Source organism: Marmoricola sp. Leaf446 (assembly GCF_001424755.1).
GTDB lineage: Bacteria > Actinomycetota > Actinomycetes > Propionibacteriales > Nocardioidaceae > Marmoricola.
The window spans coordinates 193,740-211,637 of record NZ_LMRF01000005.1; the positions used below are offsets into that span (position 1 = coordinate 193,740).

The window sequence follows — 17,898 nt, forward strand, 5'->3', positions numbered from 1 at the left end:
GCCCGCATGTCGCGGTCGTGGGCCTTCTCCAGCGCCCGGGCCCGCCGGGGGCCGGCCGGCTGCGCCGTCAGCAGCTCGGCCTCGGCGTCGTCGACGACCGACTCCAGGAAGCGGTTGATGCTCGGCAGTCCGCGGATCTCGGTCAGCGCGTCGGACCGGTGCGGCGTACGTCGGAACGACTGGGCCAGCGACGCGAAGCTCTCGGCCCAGGCAGCCGACTCGTGCAGCAGCTCGACCGCCTCGCGCCCCAGCGGCGCCACCACGCCCGGCTGCACGCTGGTCGGGTCGACGGCCACCCAGCCACCGGCGGCGTCGTCGTGGCGCAGCAGGCCGAGGTCCTGCAGCAGGGCGACCGAGGCCGACCGCGGGTGGCCGGCACCCAGGCGTGGGTCGTCGAGGGGCAGCACGCCCTCGCCGAGCACCTGGCGGAAGACCTCACCCGCCTCGCCGTCGAGGAGCTCGCGACGGCGGGCGCCGTCCTCGTCGGTCATGGGCACATCATCGCGGGACGACCAAGGACCCGCACCCGGAACGGGCGCGGGTCCTCGCGGTCGTGAGCGATCCGTGACTCAGACGCCGAGCCGGGCCTTGAGGCCGTCGAGCTCGGTCCACAGCACCGTCGGGAGGTCGTCGCCGAACTTCTCGAACCACTCGGTGATCTGCGGGATCTCGGCCTTCCACTCCTCGACGTCGACGTCGAGCGCCTGCTGCAGCGCGGCCTCGTCGACGTCGAGCCCGTCGACGTCGAGCGCGCCGGGGGCCGGCACGTGGCCGATGGGGGTCTCGACCGCGGCGGCCTGGCCGTCGATGCGCTCGATGACCCACTTCAGCACGCGGCTGTTCTCGCCGAACCCGGGCCACAGGAAGCCGCCCTCGTCGTCGCGACGGAACCAGTTGACGTAGAAGATCTTCGGCATCTTGGCCGCGTCGTTCTCCTTGCCCATGTTGATCCAGTGGCTGAAGTAGTCACCGGCGTTGTAGCCGATGAACGGCAGCATCGCCATGGGGTCGCGGCGCACCACGCCGACCGCGCCGGTGGCGGCCGCGGTGGTCTCGCTCGAGAGGGTGGCGCCCATGAAGGTGCCGTGCGCCCAGTCGCGGGCCTCGGTCACCAGCGGGATCGTGGTCTTGCGACGGCCGCCGAAGAGGATCGCGTCGATCGGGACGCCGCGCGGGTCGTCGTACTCGGGGGCGAGCATGTCGCACTGCTTGATCGGGGTGCAGTAGCGGCTGTTCGGGTGGCTGGAGAGCTCCTCGGACTCGGGGGTCCAGGGCTCGCCCTTCCACGAGGTCGCCTGGGCCGGCGGGTTCTCCAGGCCCTCCCACCACACGTCGCCGTCCGCGGTGAGGGCGACGTTGGTGAACACCGAGTTGCCCTTGTTGATGGTCTTCATCGCGTTGGGGTTGGTGTGCTCGTTGGTGCCGGGCGCGACCCCGAAGAAGCCGTACTCCGGGTTGACGGCCCACAGCCGGCCGTCGTCGCCGACGCGCATCCAGGCGATGTCGTCGCCGATGGCCTCGACCTTCCAGCCGGGGATGGTCGGCTCGAGCATCGCGAGGTTGGTCTTGCCGCAGGCGCTGGGGAAGGCCGCGGCGACGTACTTGGTGACCTTCTGCGGGCTGGTGAGCTTGAGGATGAGCATGTGCTCGGCCATCCAGCCCTCGTCACGGGCGATGGCCGAGGCGATGCGCAGGGCGTAGCACTTCTTGCCGAGCAGGGCGTTGCCGCCGTAGCCGGAGCCGAAGGACCAGATCGTGCGCTCCTCGGGGAACTGCACGATGTACTTGGTGTCGTTGCAGGGCCAGGCGACGTCGTCCTGGCCGTCCTCGAGCGGCATGCCCACGGAGTGCAGCGCGGGCACGAAGTCGGCGTCGAGCTCCTCCATCTTCTCCAGCACGTGGCTGCCCATGCGGGCCATCACGCGCATCGAGGCGGTGACGTAGGCCGAGTCGGTGACCTCGACGCCGAACATCGGGTGCTCCGCCTCGAGGTGGCCCATCACGAACGGGATGACGTACATCGTCCGGCCCTTCATGCAGCCCGCGTAGAGCTTGCGCATCAGGGCCTTCATCTCCGAGGGGTCCATCCAGTTGTTGGTGGGCCCGCAGTCCTTCTCGTCCACCGAGCAGATGTAGGTGCGGTCCTCGACGCGCGCCACGTCGGTCGGGTCGGAGGCGGCGTGGAAGGAGTTGGGCTTCTTCGCCGGGTCGAGGCGGGTGAAGGTGCCGGTCGCGACGAGCGCGTCGGTCAGCTCGGTCCACTCCTCGTCGGACCCGGTGCACCAGTGGATCCGGTCGGGCGTCGTCATCGCGGCGACCTCGGCCACGAAGTCGAGGATGCCCTGGTGCGTCGTGGGCGCGGCGGCAGAAACTTCGGTGGTCACTTCGGCGGTCATGCTGGTCCCTCTCGATGGCCACCCGGCCCCGAGGGACGGGCGGTTGAACGACTGGCTGGGTGCCGCTCCGTTGCATCACCCGACGTGCTGTAGCGCGAAACGGTAGTCCGCCGTCGACCAAGGTGGTATTGGATCGATCCAGCCACGCCGCAGAGCGAGATAGGCCTCTCCCCCAACAAATGCGGGTGGCTCAATCCTGCTCTGGCTCGGGGGGTACGCACCGGTAACCGCGGTGCCCCCAACAAACGACGGACCCACCCGCGCGCGTCCCGGCGGGCCCTCGCGACGGGAGCTCCGCCGGAGCCCCCGCGGACGACGACGTGCCCAGGGCGTCGTCGGCGGTCGGGGGTCCGAGCAGGATCACCGCCCGATCCTCGCCCCGGAGCCGACCCGGCCGTTGCGCGCTGCGCGACGAGGTGTGCGCCGAGCGTGCCGGATCGACGCTGCACAGGGGGCCGGACTCCTGGTGGGACGGGCCGTGCCGCCATACCCTCGTGCGGGTCAGGAGGACGCCATGAGCAGCCAGCCCGAGCGCGAGAGCGTGCAGGACCAGCGCAGCTGGGCCGACCTGCTGCGCGAGCGCTTCGTCTCCCTCGACCTGCACGACCCGGCCTCCGACGTGCCCCGCGGCTTCCGGGGCGACGTGTCCTCCTGGGCGCTGGGCCACCTGATGCTGGCCCAGGTCAGCTCGCTGCCGCAGGTGCTGGAGCGCAGCAGCCCACTGGTGCGCGCCGACAGCCGCGCCTACCTCCAGGTGGGCCGGATGCGGGCCGGGCGGGCCGTGGTGCAGCAGGACGGCCGGGAGACGGTGCTGGGTCCCGGCGACTTCGTGGTCTACGAGACGACCCGGCCGTTCACCTGGGCGCTCCAGGCGGGGCGCGGGGCCGGCGCCTGGCAGCTCGACGTGCTCACCTGGCCGCGCGAGAGCATCGGCATCCCCGAGTCGGAGTCCGCGCTGGTGACGGCGACCGCGATGCGCGGTGGGTCCGGGCTGAGCGGCATCGTCTCGCGGATGCTGGGCGACCTGGTCGTCGAGCACCCCGACCTCGAGGCCTCGCGGTCCGCCGCGCTGGCCGACGAGGTCGGCGACCTGCTCGGCGTGCTGACGAGCACGGTCACGGCCGACGTACGCCCTCCGGACGCGGCGCTGGTCGCCCGCATCGACCACTTCATCGACGACCACCTCGACGACCCCGACCTCTCGCCCGAGTCGATCGCCCGTGCCCACGCGGTCTCGCTGCGCCAGCTGCACCGGCTCTTCGCCGGCCGGCAGCACACCGTGGCCCGCACCATCCGCGCCCGCCGCCTCGAGCGCTGCCGTCGCGACCTGGTCTCGCCGCGCAGCGCCCACTGCTCGGTGACCGAGATCGCGCGCCGCTGGGGCTTCTGGGACCTCGGCGTCTTCGGCCGCGCGTTCCGGGAGACCTACGGCGTCAGCCCCAGCGCCTACCGGTCGGGCGGGGCCTGAGCGCTCCTCCCGCTCAGGCCTCGCGGGCGTCGGCCACCGTCTCGACCTCGACGAGGGTGTCGGAGAAGGTCGGCGCGTTGCCGAGGTCGGCGAACGCGGTCGGGTTGAGCGACGCGGGCGTGGCCAGGTCGATCGAGTGCTTGCGCCAGTGGCCGAGCGAGCTGACCGTGACGCCCGGCATCACCGAGGCGTCGACCTTGGCGCGCACCGTGAAGGCGCCGCGGTCGTTGAAGACCCGCACCGTCGCGCCGTCCTCGATGTCGCGCTCCCCCGCGTCCTCGGGGTTGATGAGCAGCACCGGCTCCTTCTGCACCCGGCGGTGCCGCGCGAGGTTGCCGTAGCTGGAGTTGATGAAGGCGTGCGCCTTGGGGCTGAGCAGGTTGAGCGGGAACCGGGCCGCGAGCTCGCTGTCCCGTCCCTCGTTGGGCCCGATGTAGTGCGGCAGCGGATCGACGGGTGCGCCCGACTGGTGGTCGTTGGAGCCCTGCCGGAACAGCGGCACCACGAAGTTGCCGCCGGCCGCGACCGAGGAGACGAACTCGACCTTGCCCGAGGGCGTGGGGAAGCCGCCCTCGGCGTGGGGTGCGTACTCGTCGGCCGGCGGCACGTTGAGCCGCTGCCAGCCGCGCTCCTGCAGCGACTCGATGGTGATGCCCGCCATGGCCGGTGCGCTCCAGTCGAAGGCCTCGGCCACCATCTCCTCGTCCGTACGCCGGAAGCACGGCTCCTCGAACCCCATCGCCGCCGCCAGCCGGCGGAACAGCTCGGTGTTGGGCACCGCCTCGCCCAGCGCCTCGATCGCCTGGTGGTTGTAGGTGACGTAGAGGTGGCCCCACGAGAAGTTGACGTCGGTCTGCTCGAGCTGGGTCGTCGCCGGCAGCACGATGTCGGCGTAGTCGGCCGTGTCGGTCATGAACTGCTCGCTGACCACGGTGAAGAGGTCCTCGCGCATCAGCCCGGCGATCATCCGGTCCTGGTCGGGGCAGACCACGACCGGGTTGGAGTTGTAGACGAACAGCGACTTCAGCGGCGGGTCGAGCTCCAGCCCCCCGGTCAGCGCCTCGCCGAGCTGGAACAGGTTGACCACGCGGGTGCCCGGCGTCTGCAGCTCGGGGTGCATGAAGGCCGGCCAGTTGACCGGGAACGCCCACAGCGGCAGCTGCAGGATGCCGCCGCCGGGGTTGCGCCAGGCGCCGACCAGCGCCGGCAGGCAGGCCAGCGCCCGGACGGTCTGGCCGCCGCCGGCGTGCCGCTCCACCGCGACCCCGATCCGGATCACCGACGGCTGGCTGGTGGCGTACTCCCGGGCCAGGGTGCGGATCACCTCGACGGGCACGCCGGTCTCCTCCGAGGCCCACTCGGGGGTGTACTGCTGCACCCGCTCGCTGAGCTCCTCGAAGCCGACGGTGTGCTCGGCGACGTACGCCTCGTCGGTCAGGCCCTCGGTGATGATCACGTGCATGAGCGCCATCGCCAGCGCGCCGTCGGTGCCGGGCCGGATCGCGATGTGCTGGTCGGCGGCGTTGGCGGTGCGGGTGCGTACCGGGTCGACCACCACGACCTTGGCGCCGCGCTTGCGGGCCTCGGCGACGTAGGGCCACAGGTGCAGGTTCGTGCTCATGATGTTGGCGGCCCAGATCAGGATGAACCGCGAGTGCACGAACGACTCCGGGTCGACGCCGGCGGTGTCCCCCATCGTCATGACGTACGCCGTGCACGCGCCGGAGTCGCAGTAGGTCCGCTCGGCCACCGTCGCACCGAGCTTGTTGAAGAACGGGTCGCCCACGTTGAGGCCCTGCAGGATGCCCTGGGTGCCGAGGTAGTTGCACGGCATGATCGCCTCGGGCCCGTCCTCGGCGATGATCGTGCGGTAGCGGTCGGCGATCTCGGCGATCGCGTCCTCCCAGCTGATTCGCTCGAACTGCCCGCTGCCCTTGGGGCCCACCCGCCGCATCGGGTGGAGCACCCGCTCGGGGCTGTAGACGCGGTCGAGGTAGTTGTCGACCTTCACGCACAGGCCACCGTCGGTGTAGGGCATCTCCCTGTTGCCCCGCACCTCGGTGGCCACCCCGTCCTCGACCGTCACGACCATCGCGCAGGTGTCGGGACAGTCGTGGGGACAGGCCGCCAGCACCGTGAGGCTGGTCTGCTCGCTCGTGGGCTCGACGGTCGCGGTCATCGGCGTCTCCTCGGCTGGGGGCTGCTTCCCACCCTCACCCCAGCGGGTGGGAGCGGGTAGGCGGTGCGTGCCCAGCAGTGGTCGCTGCGCGACGCCTCGCCGGTCGAGCCCGCCCGCGACCCCTCGATTACCGCCGTCGTCCGGCTTCCGTTAGAGTTGCGGGGTCCTCGCGCGAGCAGGACGGGCGCCTGTAGCTCAACGGATAGAGCATCTGACTACGGATCAGAAGGTTTGGGGTTCGAATCCCTACAGGCGCGCAGGACACGGAGCCGCTGACCCACTCGGGTCGGCGGCTCTCGTCTTTCCGCAACTCGGCCTCACCCGGCCTCGCGAAGCCGGTCGACCTCGGCCAGGTGCTGGAGGCGGCTCCGGGCGGGCTCCGGCACCAGCGTCGCCCAGGCCCGCCAGGTGTCGGGGTGGCACGTGAGCGACCTCTGCGCCTCGTCCCACGCGTGCGGCTGGAGCACCGCCGCGGCCACGACCGGCGGCGTGATGCGCGGGTCGGTGCGGCCCTCGGCCACCCCGCGCAGGATCTTGTACGCCGCCCGCCCGACCTCGTCGCTGCCGCGGGCCAGCTTGTCGAGGGTCGCCGGGAGCGCTTGCCTCGGTGTCGCCAGGTGCACCAGGGACAGGCTCGGCACGTCGGTCACCAGCTCACGGTCCTCGGGCTCGAAGTCCTCCGGCCGCACCCGCCCGGCCCGGACCGCCCGGTGGACCGCGCCGAGCCACTCCACGTTCTCGCCGGCGGCGACCTCCCGGGCCGTCTGCTCGTCGACGGCGACGGGCCGGGTGTCGAACATCCAGGCCGGGTCGGTGCCGCTCGGGACCAGGCGGCCGATCACCCACCGGGGGGTCGGCTCGGTTGGTGACCCGATCGAGTCACCAACGCCGGCGGCCACCCCGGCGCCCAGGTCGAGCAGCCGCCGCTCCTCTCCCGACGCCAGGTCCTCGACCACCAGGCCGTCGGCGGCGTCGAGCCGGTAGCCGCCCATGGTGGCGTCGCTCCAGGCCCGCGCCAGGTCGGAGTGCTCGAGCAGCTCGTCGGTCGCCAGCACCTCCAGGAACCCGGACAGGCCCTCCAGTTCGTAGGCGCACAGCTGGTGGAAGAGCCAGCTGTCGCCGAGCACCCCTGCGACCACCGGCATCCAGTCGCGGCCCGTCGCGTGGGCCTCGGCGAGCCGCTCGGCGTAGAAGACGTCGAGGACGACCTGCACCGCGGAGCGGACCACCAGCCCCAGCTCGTGCGTCGTCTCCTCGGCCCGCGTGCACTGGTAGGCCGCCCACCGCGCCCACAGCCACGGAGTCATCTCGTCGGCCGACAGCCCGGCGAGCTGACGCAGCATCACCGTGTGGGCGCCGCGCGTGAACATCGGGACGCCGACGTGGAACTCCAGGGCCGTCGCGGCGTCGCCGGCCCGCTCGGCGGCGCGCGAGCTCTCCACGAAGCGCTCGTGGTCGGGTTTCATCAGGTCGGCGATACGGGGCTCGCGCACGAGGCCGTGGTTGTCGTCGCGCGCTGGGCGGGGGCGTCGGGAGCGTCGGGTCATGGGGTGACGGTGCTCGCTCCCGCTCCTCGGATCCAGGGGGTGCCGACGATCTGTGGACGACCCGCGAGCGACAATGGACGACGTGACCGCCGAACCCGCTCCTGCCCCCCGTGACGTCTCGGAGGTCGGCCACGCGGCCGCCCGCACCGCCTGGGCGGAGGCGGCGCGACCGGTGCTGGAGGAGGCGGCCGGGCGCTACCGGTCGCTGGTCCGCTTCAAGCAGCTCTCCGACCGGATCCAGGCGACCACCGGCATCACGACCACGCGTCCCGTGGCGACCTGGATCGGCGGCGTCCTGGGCGACGTGGCCGACGGCTGCGTGCAGCGGGGCGAGCCGCTGCTGTCGGCGTTGTGCGTGAGCGCGCAGGGCGGGGTGTCGGACGGGTACGCCGCGTCGGTCGAGCGGGCGAGCGGCGTACGGCCCGAGGACCCGGACGAGCACGCCGCCGAGGAGCGCCTGGCCTGCTACCGCCACTGGGAGGCCGCGGGCCTTCCGGGCGACGGGGGCACCGCGCTGCGCACCGCCCACTTCACGCCGGCCCGCAAGGCCGCGCCGCGCACGCCCGCGGCGGCGCGCACCCCCGGCAGCTCGACGACGCGCGCCTCGACGCCCCGCAAGGCCGCTGCCCCCAAGAAGGTCGCGCCGCCCAAGCCGGAGGAGAAGCCGGTGCGGCTGTGCCCCACCTGCTTCACCGCGGTGCCCGCGTCCGGGATCTGCGACTACTGCGACTGACCGCGCCGGTCCCCGGCTGGTCGAGGAGGTCGCGCAGCGACCGTCACGAGACCCGCCTCACCCCGCCGGCGGCTTGAGCACCGCGAACGGGTCGGTGACCTCGAGCTCGCGGCTGCAGAACCGGTAGAGCGCGGCCGGGCGCCCGCCCACGGCTCCGGCCACGGCTCGTTCGCCGGTCGGCTCGATGACCCGGCGGCGGGTCATCACGCGGTGCAGGTTGGTCGCGCTGACGTCGTACCCGAGCGCCGCGGTGACCACCTCGCGCAGCCGCGCGATCGTGAACACCTCGGGCGCCAGCGCGAACCCGACGTTGGTGTAGCTCAGCTTGGCGCGCAGCCGGTCGACGGCCGCGTCGATGAACCACTGGTGGTCGAACGCCGTGGCGGGCAGGTCCGCGACGGGCCACCACCGCGTGTCCTCCGGCAGCGCTGGCCGGGCGTCGGGCGGGACGAGGGCGAGGTAGCCCGTCGCCAGCACCCGCGCGCGGGGGTCGCGGTCGACGCGGCTGTGGGTGGCGACCTGCTCGAGCCACGCGATCTCGCGCACGTCGACCTTGGCCGCGAGGTGGCCCGACAGCGCCTCGCGCAGCCGCTCGTCCGGCCCCAGGCCCCCGCCCGGCAGCGACCAGCGACCGGCGTCGGGCTCCTCGCCGCGCCGCCAGAGCAGCGCCGAGAGCGCGTGCGCACCGGTCTGCTCGTCGGTCCGCACCGACAGCACCACGGCCAGCACCTCGTGGGGGTAGCTGGGGAACGGGACCGTCGGCACCGCCTCATGCTACCGTCGGCGACACGTTATCGACTGACAGTCGAAAACCTGACGAGAGGCCCTCCCGTGACCGCTGTCGAGACGACCTGGCAGGACGACGTACGCCGCCTGGCCCGCGAGCGCGACGCCGTGGTGCTCGCCCACAACTACATGCCGGCCGAGATCCAGGACGTGGCCGACCACGTCGGCGACTCCCTCGCGCTGTCGCGGATCGCGGCCTCGACCGACGCCTCGACGATCGTGTTCTGCGGGGTCCACTTCATGGCCGAGACGGCCAAGATCCTCAGCCCCGACAAGACGGTGCTCGTCCCGACCGCCGAGGCGGGCTGCTCGCTGGCCGACACCATCGACGCCGACGCGCTGCGCGCCTGGAAGGCCGAGCACCCGGGCGCGGTGGTGGTGGCCTACGTCAACACCAGCGCCGAGGTGAAGGCCGAGTCCGACGTCTGCTGCACCTCCTCCAACGCCGTCCAGGTCGTCGAGTCGATCCCTACGGATGTGCCGGTGCTGTTCCTGCCCGACCAGTTCCTCGGCGCCCACGTGCGTCGCGAGACCGGCCGCGACAACCTCCACGTGTGGCTGGGTGAGTGCCACGTCCACGCGGGCATCACGCCGGCCGACGTACGCCGCCAGGTCGCCGAGCACCCCGACGCCTCCCTGCTCGTGCACCCCGAGTGCGGCTGCGCCACGTCGGCGCTGTGGCTGGTCGGCCAGGGCGACCTGCCCGCCGACCGCACCCACGTGCTGTCGACCGGCGGCATGGTCGACGCGGCGCGTGGGATGAGAGGAGGTACGACGCTCGTCGCCACCGAGGTCGGCATGCTGCACCAGCTGCGCAAGGTCAACTCGACGACGGACTTCCGGCCGATGAACGACCGGGCGTCGTGCCGCTACATGAAGATGACCACCCCCGAGCTGCTGCTCCGCGCGCTGCGCGAGGGCCGCGACGAGGTGACGGTGCCGGCCGAGATCGCGGCCCGCGCCCGGCGGGCGGTCGAGCGGATGGTGGCGATCGGCGACTCCGGGAGCGGGGAGTGAGCACCCGCGACCTCGAGGTCGACGTGGTCGTCGTGGGCGCCGGCGTGGCCGGGCTCTCGACCGCGCTGGGCCTGGCCCGCACCCGCGACGTGCTGGTCGTCAGCGACGGCGAGGGCTCGACCGGCTGGGCGCAGGGCGGCATCGCGGCGGCCTCGACCCCCGACGACTCCCCCGCGCTCCACGCCGCCGACACCCGGGCGGCCGGGGACGACTGGTGCGACCCGCGTGCGGTCGACCGGCTCGTCGAGGAGGGACCGCTGCGGCTCGCCGAGCTGGTCGCCGCCGGCGCCCGGCTCGACCGGGAGCCCGACGGCCGGCTGTCGCGGTCGCTGGAGGGCGGCCACCACCGGCGCCGGGTCGTGCACGCGTCGGGCGACGCGACCGGGGCGGAGGTGGCGCGGGCGCTGTCGGCCGCCACCGCGGAGGTGCCTCGGCTCTCGGCCCGGGTGGTCGGGCTGCTGCAGTCCGCTTCCGGGGCCGTGGCCGGGCTAATCTGCCGGTCGTCCGACGGGCTGGTCCGGGTGCGCGCACGGGCGGTGGTGCTGGCGACCGGCGGGCTGGGTCACGTGTACGGCGCGACGACCAACCCTGCCGGCGTACGCGGGGAGGGGCTGGCGCTCGCCCTGCTCGCCGGCGCGACGCTGAGCGACCTCGAGCTGGTGCAGTTCCACCCGACCGCGCTGCACACCGGGGCTGCGGGCGGCCAGCTGCCGCTGGTGACCGAGGCGCTGCGGGGCGAGGGCGCGCGGTTGCTCGACCTGTCCGGGGCGCCGCTGATGGCGGGTCGGCACCGACTGGGCGACCTCGCCCCGCGCGACGTGGTGGCGCGGGAGGTGCACCGCGCGGCGCGTCGTACGGGATCGGGACACGTGTGGCTCGACGCCCGCGCCGTGCCCGACGTCGTACGCCGCTTTCCCACCGTCGCGGCGTCCTGCGCCACCCACGGCCTCGACCTCGCCGCCGACCTGCTCCCCGTGACGCCCGCCCAGCACTTCCTGTGCGGCGGCGTCACGACCGACGGGTGGGGCGCGACCGACGTGCCGGGCCTGTACGCCGTCGGCGAGGTCGCCGCCACCGGCGTGCACGGCGGCAACCGGCTGGCGTCGAACAGCCTGCTGGAGGGGCTGGTGTACGGCGCCCGCGTGGCGGCGGGTCTCGTGCTCGAGCTGCCGCCTGCCGACTCCTCCGACGGGTCGACCCCCCTGCTGGTCGACTCGCCCTCCGTCGCCGAGACCGTGCGTGGGGTCATGGACGCCCACGTCGGGATCGTGCGCTCCGGCGGCGGGCTCGCGGAGGCCGCGTCGGTGCTGCGACCGCTGGTGGGCCGGGACCCGGTCGCGCTTGTCGGCGCCGCGGTGGTCGCGGCGGCGGCGGCCCGGCCGGAGTCGCTGGGGTGCCACTTCCGCTCCGACTCGCCGGCCGCGGCCGGTCGGACGCCGCGGGTGCGGGTGCGGCTGGACGACTCCGGGGAGCCGTCCGTCCTGGCGCCCCCGGCTTCGGCCTCGGCAGCGGCTCAGGCGTCGACTTCGCCCTCGGTGAGCGCGGCGTGAGCGCGCTCGTGGACGCCGGCCTCGATCCGGCTGAGCTGCTGCCCCTCCTGCGGGCGACGCTGGCCGAGGACCTGGGGTCGCGCGGCGACGTGACCTCGGCGGCGGTGGTGCCCGCGGGCACCCGGCTCGACGTCGCCTTCACCAGCCGCCAGGACGGGGTCGTGGCCGGGCTGCCGGTCCTGGCCGCACTGGTCGAGGAGGTCTGCGGCTCCGACGCTCGGCTCGCACTGCTGCTCAACGACGGCGCCCGGGTCGCGCCCGGCACCCGGCTGGCGACGCTGTCCGCCCCGGCCCACGACGTGCTGGCGCTCGAGCGCACCGCGCTCAACCTGCTCGGCCACCTCTCCGGCGTCGCCACCGCGACCCGGGCGTGGGTCGACGCGGTCGAGGGCACCGGCGCGCGGGTCCGCGACACCCGCAAGACGATGCCGCTGCTGCGGGCGCTGGAGAAGTACGCCGTCCGCTGCGGCGGCGGCACCAACCACCGCACCGGCCTGCACGACGCGATCCTCATCAAGGACAACCACGTCGTCGCGGCCGGCGGGGTCGGAGCGGCCCTCGACGCGGCGTACGCCACCCATCCGCGCGGCTCGATCGTCGTCCAGGTCGAGGTCGACTCGCTCGCACAGCTGGAGGAGGCGCTGGCCCACGGGGCGGAGCAGGTCCTGCTCGACAACTTCACTCCTGCGTTGCTGGCGCGAGCGGTCGCGCTGGTGCGTCGTACGGCGGAGGGGGTGGTGCTCGAGGCCAGCGGCGGCCTCACCCTCGCCAGTGCCCGGGAGGTGGCGGAGACGGGCGTCGACTATGTCGCCGTGGGCGCCCTCACCCACTCCGCCCCGTCCCTCGACATCGGTCTCGACTCGGTCTGACCCCTCGTCGGTCGAGCCCGCCGAGACCCGGCCACCCGCACCGAGCCGGCTGGTCGAGGAGGTCGCTCTGCAAGGCCGGTCCGGGTGGTCGAGAAGGTCGCTCTGCAAAGCCGGTCCGGGTGGTCGAGAAGGTCGCTCTGCAAGGCCGGCCGGCTGGTCGAGGAGGTCGCTCCGCGACCGTCACGAGACCCGCCGCCCCGGGTCCACCAGTCGCCCGGAAAAAGCCCGCCGAGGGCGTCCGCATCCCGGACGAAACCCCAGGTCAGAGCCGGTTTCTGTCGGTGCTCGATGCTTGGATGAAGGCATGGAAGAACAGGTCCAGACCCCCGCCGGCGGGCACCCGCTGGCGGAGTTCACGACCCGCCTCCGCACCCGACTCGACCAGCTCACGACCCCGGCTGCTCGACCCGTGTGGGCGATGGACGCCGCGGAGCAGCGGCAGGTGCTGACCGACCTCGCCACCGCCACCGCGCAGCTCGACGCGCTGCGGCTGCAGGTCCTCGCCGAGNNNNGGCGGCCGAATGGGTGGCCCACCACACCCGTCAGCGCCGGATCCACGCGCGCTCCGACCTCCGCCTGGCCCAGGTCCTGGAGCACCACCCCGCCACCGCGACCGCGATGGCCACCGGGGTCGTGAACGCCGACCAGGCCCGGGTGATCGTCCGGTCCGTCGACCGGCTCCCCACCCGCGGTGAGTTCGCCGTCGAAGACGAGCAGCGGACCGCAGCCGAGCAGCACCTCGTCGCCCTTGCACGGCACCACGACGCCAAGGAGCTCGAGCTCCTGGGAGCCCGGTTGTTCGAGGTCATCGCCCCCGACCTGGCCGAGGCCTACGAAGGACGACTGCTCGAGGCCCAGGAAGCAGCCGCAGCCCGCAAGACGTCGCTGACGATGGCCCAGACCTCCGACGGCCTGTGTCGCGGCCGGTTCACGGTCCCGGCGTTGCACGGCGCGATCCTGTCCAAGGCGATCCTCGGGCTCGCCTCGCCCACGCGGTCGGACGATGTGGTCATCGACCCGGACCTGCCTACCCCGGTCCGTCACGGTGTCGCGTTCACGCAGCTCCTCGAAGCGCTCCCGGCCGAGGCCCTGCCGACGGTCGGGGGCGGTGACATCACGGTGGTGGTCACGATGCGGCTCGACCAGCTGCTCGCCGACCTGGCCACCGGCGGCGTCGCAACCCTCGACACCGGCACCCGCATCTCCGCCGGCGAGGCCCGACGGCTGGCGTGCGCCCATCGACTGATCCCCGCCGTGCTCGGCGGTGCGTCGGTCCCGCTCGACCTCGGCCGGTCACGTCGGCTCCACAGCAAGGCCCAGCGCCTGGCGCTCGCCCAGCGGGACGGTGGGTGCACCGCTGTGGGGTGTGACCGGCCGCCGGCGTTGTGTCACGCCCACCACGACGTCGCCTGGTCCGACGGCGGCGCCACGTCGGTCGAGAACGGTCGGCTGCTGTGCGGCCACCACCACCGCCGCGTCCACGACCCGGCGTACCACCACCGCGTCAGACCCGACGGCGAGATCGACTTCCACCGACGCGAGTGAGGCGGGCTACTCGACCTCACCCACGAGCAACGCATCCCGGCACGAGACGAGCGCGTCCCGCAGCTGCTCGGCCTGCGCGGGTTCGAGGTAGGCCGTCATCGCGGTCGCGACGCCCGCGACCCTTCCGTGCGCCTCACCGACCAGCGCATGCGCCTCCTCGGTCAGCTGCACCGCGAGCTCGCGCCGCGGGCCGGGGTGCTCGGACCGGACCACCAGGCCGCGCTCGACGAGCCCCTTCATCAGCACGCTCAGCGTCTGCCGGGTGACGTAGCCGCGCCGGGCGAGCTCGGAGCTCGTGGCGCCGGGGTGCTCGAGCAGGGTGGCGAGGCAGACGTACTGCGGCATGGTCAACCCGAGCGGCCGCAGCGCCTCGTCCATGCGGCCGCGCAGCACCGACTGCGTCTCCTTGACCAGCTGACCGATCTCGAAGGACACCTGGTAGCGGACTGCCATCAGTCGTGCACCGTGATCAAGTAGCCGTCGGGGTCGAGGAAGCCGAACGTCCGACCGAACGGGCCGTCGAACGGCTCGACCGCGATCGGTACGCCGCCCCCTTCCAGCCGGTCGTGCAGCGCCTGCGCGTCGTCGGCCTTCAGCCACAGGGCTACCCCGGCACCGGGTCGCGGGCTGATCTGGTCGAGGTCGACCCCGGGCAGCGGCTCGCGCACCGCGAACGGGATGGGGTTCGTCGCGAACACGACGGCGCCGGGCGGTGAGGCTCTTACACGCGATAGCCCGCAGCGGGACTCGTAGAAAGCCGCGGACGCCTCGACGTCGCGGACCTGGAGGGCGAGGAAGCTGGGGCCTTCGATGGTGGGGTTGCTGGTCGTCGTCATGTCACAACACTGACACTGGTCCGAGTCAGTGTCAACACATTGACAACCGCGTTCACATCAACGACGCCAGGTCGTCGACCTTCGCGCCACGTCGTAGATGGCGTCGACCTGCTCCTCATCCAACGTGGGACCCAGGCGCAGCAGCCACTTCGCGACCTGCATGCGGAGCACGACGTGGACGCCGGTCGGCTGCGCCTTGACGACGAAGTCGCCCGCGTTGACCGTGACCAGCAAGCCGCCCACCGGCACCGCGAACCCGACGCACTCGCTCAGCAGCTCCGCGGCTCGTGAGGCCTCGAACCGGGCGTTGCGCACGCAGGGCTGCTTGTGACCGTCGACGAGGAAGGTGTTGCCACCCACCCAGATCTTGGCCCCGGGGTGGTGCTTGGTGTTGATGGTGAAGACGCCGCCCGGACCGACGGCCAGGTGGTCGATGTCGGAGCCACGTGTGCCCACCGGGATCGAGTGCAGGAAGCGCCAGCGAGGGTCCCGGGCGGCCACCTTTGCCAGCTTGGCCGCCACCTTCTCCTCGCCGTCGGCCCCGATGCGCCACCCACGCTCCTCGGTGTGCACCCCGAGCACCCGAGCCAGGACGCTCTTCACCGGCGCGGCCTGGTGCGCCGCGACGGCGATCTCCCGGATGCCCTCGGCCGGCTGGTTGGTGGCGAGGTCCACCCACGGACGCTCGGGTACGACAGGTGCGGGTGCCTCGGGGATGATGGCGGGAGGCGGCGGCGCTACAGCTGCAGGCGGCGACACCCTCGGGGTCGGCCCGGTCAGCTTCCAGGTCGCGGCAGCGTCGGCGACGGTGGAGAGCCACTCGGGACTCGCGGGGTGCGGCTCGTCGGTCTTCAGGTCCCAGTAGCCGAGGTCGAGCTCGTCGGCTCCCTTGACGTACAGGCGGTCGTGCCCGAACCGCTTCCAGCGCACGACCTGGGCGGGTCCGTCACGCAGGGCATCGGCCCCCAGCTCGGCTTCGGCAGTCATGACGTTCCCCCAACATGCTCAAATCGGACACCCACAGGATGCCGACGAGCGGGACTGCGCGGGGCCGTTCTGGTCAAACTGGCGGACTCACACCACCAACCGCAGCACCCGCTCCGCCACCCCAACGGTGACCTGCTGGCCCCACCGCAGCGTGAGGTGGTCGGCCTCCATCCCGTCACCGAAGGCCACCAGGCCGTCGGTCTCGACGGTGACCACCAGAGGCTCGGAGAGGACGACGCCCTCGGTCGACGAGACCCCCGTCGCCGGCGAGGGCCAGGCCTCCCGGACGAACCACGCCAGCCGCGCCTCGGTCGGCGCCGGCAGGGCGAGCTGTGAACGGCGCTCGAGCCAGGCCGACCGGCACCAGCCGGTCGCACCCGTGCCCGTCGCCACAAGCAGCCCCGACGACGCCTGCCGCTCGGGCGCTCCCCCGGGCGCGGTCAGCGTGTAGCGCGCGGTCTGGTGGCTGGGGTGGCCGACGTACACCTCGTTGAGCGCGACCAGCACCTGCCCGTCGTCGGTGCGCGCCTCGACCATGGTGCGCGGCTCGATCCGCCCCTTCCCGTGGAGCAGCGCGGCGGTCGCCGAGGACCGGTGTCGCACCAGCACGCCGGGGTTGCGGCCAGGCTCGGGGTCGATGCCGATGACCGGCTGGCCGCTGAGGTACTTCGCGACGTTGGCCACCAGCCCGTCCTGCCCCACCACGACCACCAGGTCGTCCGGCTCGAACAGGAACCGGTCGAGGTCGCCCCGTTCGACGCTCCCCCGGCGCCAGTCGAGCGGGATCGCCGCGCCCACCTCGGCCAGCGCCGATCGCTGCGCCTCGTCGCGGGCGTCCAGCTCGTCGAGGTCGCGGCCGCGGGTGGAGAGGAAGAACGCCGCCTGCCCGCGGGTGCCGTGGCGGGCGAGGAGCTCGGCGAGCTCGGTACGCCGGTGCACCACGACCACCCGCGGGGCGAGGCCGGTCACGACGCCTCCTTCGCGGCACCCAGCTTGGCGAGGACCGGCGCGAGCAGGTCAGGCGTCAGCACCAGGCTCTCGATGCGGGGCAGGTTGCCGGCCAGCTCCTTGACGGCCAGGCCGAGCAGCACGGCCTCGCTGAGATCGGCGTACGCCGCGACCCGCGCCGCCTCCGCCTCGCCCTCGGCCACACCGGCCGAGCGAGTCGCCTCGGCCTTCGCGACCGCCAGTCGTTCGGTACGCCGCGCCTCGGCGTCGGTGGCGATCTCGCCGGCCGCCGCGGCCTCCTCGGCCTGACGGCGGGCGTTGGCGCCGCGCTGGCTGACCAGCTCCTCCTCGCGCCGGGCGAGCTCGATCTGGGTCTGCAGCTCGTTCTGCCCGATCGCACGCTCGCGCTCGACGGCCATCGCGCGCCGCTCGTACGTCGCCCGGTCGGCGTCCTGCTGCACCTGCTCTCGCGTCGGGGTGCGCAGCGCCTTCTCGACCTCCGGCTCGGGCCGGACCGCGACGACGCGGACCCCGATGACGGCGATGCCGGTCTCGCTGAGGCGGCCGTCGGCGGCCAGGCCCTCCGCGATCGCGGCGCGGATCGGCCGCACCCCGCCGGCCAGCACGGTGGTCAGCTCGGCCCCGGCGATGAGGTCGACGGCGTGCTGCTGGGCGCTCTCGGTGAGCAGCCCCGCGACCTGGTCGAGCGGCGTACCCCTCCAGCGGCCGTGCTCGGGGTCGATCGAGAAGTCGATGCGGCCCGCGGCGACCGTCGGATCGACGACACGGAAGGTGACCGTGGCCTGCACGCTCACGTCCTGGAAGTCGGCGGTGCGGGCGTGCAGCAGCAGCGCCAGGTCGCGGTCGTCGACCGGCACCTCGGTGAGGACCGCGCTGAGCGGGCGGTACCAGAAGGCCGCCCCGACCCCGGCGTGGACGGTCCTCCCGTTGCGCACGTGGGCGACGTGGGTGGTGGCGTTGCCGCGCAGGTGGCGGACCAACGGGTAGCGGGCGATGTCAGCCATGGTGACCTCCGG

16 protein-coding genes and 1 tRNA gene are annotated in these 17,898 nt (G+C 73.2%); 8 read left to right on the top strand and 9 right to left on the bottom strand.

The window, feature by feature from the left end; genetic code table 11:
• Positions 1-569: 569 nt before the first annotated feature.
• A complete protein-coding gene (locus ASG49_RS13650) occupies positions 570-2,396 on the bottom strand; it encodes a phosphoenolpyruvate carboxykinase (GTP) (protein WP_056542765.1) in 1,827 nt (608 codons plus the stop codon).
• A 514-nt stretch (positions 2,397-2,910) separates the two neighbouring features.
• Here ASG49_RS13650 and ASG49_RS13655 point away from each other — a divergent pair.
• Complete coding sequence (locus tag ASG49_RS13655; protein WP_056542767.1) at positions 2,911-3,864, top strand: helix-turn-helix domain-containing protein; 954 nt, start codon at positions 2,911-2,913, stop codon at positions 3,862-3,864.
• Positions 3,865-3,877: 13 nt separating this feature from the next.
• On the opposite strand, the gene ASG49_RS13660 is transcribed toward ASG49_RS13655, so the two are convergent.
• On the bottom strand, positions 3,878-6,043 hold the full coding sequence (locus tag ASG49_RS13660) for a molybdopterin-dependent oxidoreductase (RefSeq protein WP_056542769.1): 2,166 nt from the start codon (positions 6,041-6,043) through the stop codon (positions 3,878-3,880).
• Positions 6,044-6,227: 184 nt separating this feature from the next.
• Here ASG49_RS13660 and ASG49_RS13665 point away from each other — a divergent pair.
• A tRNA-Arg gene (locus ASG49_RS13665) sits at positions 6,228-6,300 on the top strand.
• Between the two features lie 60 nt (positions 6,301-6,360).
• On the opposite strand, the gene ASG49_RS13670 is transcribed toward ASG49_RS13665, so the two are convergent.
• Positions 6,361-7,590 (bottom strand): hypothetical protein, encoded by a 1,230-nt coding sequence (locus tag ASG49_RS13670; protein ID WP_056542771.1) that lies wholly within the window; start codon positions 7,588-7,590, stop codon positions 6,361-6,363.
• An 82-nt stretch (positions 7,591-7,672) separates the two neighbouring features.
• Here ASG49_RS13670 and ASG49_RS13675 point away from each other — a divergent pair, with 82 nt between their 5' ends.
• Positions 7,673-8,323, top strand: coding sequence for a hypothetical protein (locus tag ASG49_RS13675; protein ID WP_156384340.1), 651 nt, complete (start codon positions 7,673-7,675; stop codon positions 8,321-8,323).
• Between the two features lie 57 nt (positions 8,324-8,380).
• On the opposite strand, the gene ASG49_RS13680 is transcribed toward ASG49_RS13675, so the two are convergent.
• On the bottom strand, positions 8,381-9,088 hold the full coding sequence (locus ASG49_RS13680) for an NUDIX domain-containing protein (RefSeq protein ID WP_056542775.1): 708 nt from the start codon (positions 9,086-9,088) through the stop codon (positions 8,381-8,383).
• A 48-nt stretch (positions 9,089-9,136) separates the two neighbouring features.
• Here ASG49_RS13680 and nadA point away from each other — a divergent pair, with 48 nt between their 5' ends.
• From nadA to ASG49_RS19615, 5 genes are all read left to right on the top strand, one after another.
• A complete protein-coding gene (gene nadA / locus ASG49_RS13685; RefSeq protein ID WP_369814231.1) occupies positions 9,137-10,126 on the top strand; it encodes a quinolinate synthase NadA in 990 nt (329 codons plus the stop codon).
• Positions 10,123-11,676: an L-aspartate oxidase gene (locus tag ASG49_RS13690; RefSeq protein WP_056542779.1), complete on the top strand. Its 1,554-nt coding sequence runs from the start codon at positions 10,123-10,125 to the stop codon at positions 11,674-11,676. The genes nadA and ASG49_RS13690 overlap by 4 nt, the downstream gene beginning before the upstream one ends.
• Positions 11,673-12,545 (top strand): carboxylating nicotinate-nucleotide diphosphorylase, encoded by an 873-nt coding sequence (nadC, locus tag ASG49_RS13695; protein ID WP_056542781.1) that lies wholly within the window; start codon positions 11,673-11,675, stop codon positions 12,543-12,545. Before ASG49_RS13690 ends, nadC begins: the two co-directional genes overlap by 4 nt.
• Before the next feature lie 304 nt (positions 12,546-12,849).
• The coding region (locus ASG49_RS19365) for a hypothetical protein (protein ID WP_235562079.1) at positions 12,850-13,053 on the top strand (204 nt) is incomplete at its 3' end.
• Positions 13,054-13,070: 17 nt separating this feature from the next.
• Positions 13,071-14,090: an HNH endonuclease signature motif containing protein gene (locus ASG49_RS19615; protein WP_056542782.1), complete on the top strand. Its 1,020-nt coding sequence runs from the start codon at positions 13,071-13,073 to the stop codon at positions 14,088-14,090.
• A gap of 6 nt (positions 14,091-14,096) precedes the next feature.
• Here the strand turns inward: ASG49_RS19615 and ASG49_RS13705 are convergent, their stop codons facing one another.
• The 5 genes from ASG49_RS13705 to ASG49_RS13725 all read right to left on the bottom strand — a co-directional run bounded on the left by ASG49_RS13705 (position 14,097) and on the right by ASG49_RS13725 (position 17,886).
• A complete protein-coding gene (locus tag ASG49_RS13705) occupies positions 14,097-14,543 on the bottom strand; it encodes a MarR family winged helix-turn-helix transcriptional regulator (protein ID WP_056542786.1) in 447 nt (148 codons plus the stop codon).
• Entirely contained in the window at positions 14,543-14,926 is a 384-nt protein-coding gene (locus ASG49_RS13710; RefSeq protein ID WP_056542788.1) for a VOC family protein, read from the bottom strand. Before ASG49_RS13710 ends, ASG49_RS13705 begins: the two co-directional genes overlap by 1 nt.
• A 57-nt stretch (positions 14,927-14,983) precedes the next feature.
• Positions 14,984-15,913 (bottom strand): nuclease-related domain-containing protein, encoded by a 930-nt coding sequence (locus ASG49_RS18670; protein WP_156384341.1) that lies wholly within the window; start codon positions 15,911-15,913, stop codon positions 14,984-14,986.
• 87 nt (positions 15,914-16,000) lie between these two features.
• Positions 16,001-16,882, bottom strand: a complete 882-nt coding sequence (locus tag ASG49_RS13720) for an NAD(+)/NADH kinase (RefSeq protein ID WP_056542790.1) — start codon at positions 16,880-16,882, stop codon at positions 16,001-16,003.
• Positions 16,879-17,886: an SPFH domain-containing protein gene (locus ASG49_RS13725; RefSeq protein ID WP_056542792.1), complete on the bottom strand. Its 1,008-nt coding sequence runs from the start codon at positions 17,884-17,886 to the stop codon at positions 16,879-16,881. Before ASG49_RS13725 ends, ASG49_RS13720 begins: the two co-directional genes overlap by 4 nt.
• Positions 17,887-17,898 lie beyond the last annotated feature (12 nt).

Coding starts and splice junctions, on each gene's coding strand:
- ASG49_RS18670 (WP_156384341.1), bottom strand. CDS start 15,913: ATGACTGCCGAAGCCGAGCTGGGGGCCGATGCCCTGCGTGACGGACCC.
- ASG49_RS13725 (WP_056542792.1), bottom strand. CDS start 17,886: ATGGCTGACATCGCCCGCTACCCGTTGGTCCGCCACCTGCGCGGCAAC.
- ASG49_RS13670 (WP_056542771.1), bottom strand. CDS start 7,590: ATGACCCGACGCTCCCGACGCCCCCGCCCAGCGCGCGACGACAACCAC.
- ASG49_RS13660 (WP_056542769.1), bottom strand. CDS start 6,043: ATGACCGCGACCGTCGAGCCCACGAGCGAGCAGACCAGCCTCACGGTG.
- ASG49_RS13705 (WP_056542786.1), bottom strand. CDS start 14,543: ATGGCAGTCCGCTACCAGGTGTCCTTCGAGATCGGTCAGCTGGTCAAG.
- ASG49_RS13710 (WP_056542788.1), bottom strand. CDS start 14,926: ATGACGACGACCAGCAACCCCACCATCGAAGGCCCCAGCTTCCTCGCC.
- ASG49_RS13650 (WP_056542765.1), bottom strand. CDS start 2,396: ATGACCGCCGAAGTGACCACCGAAGTTTCTGCCGCCGCGCCCACGACG.
- ASG49_RS13655 (WP_056542767.1), top strand. CDS start 2,911: ATGAGCAGCCAGCCCGAGCGCGAGAGCGTGCAGGACCAGCGCAGCTGG.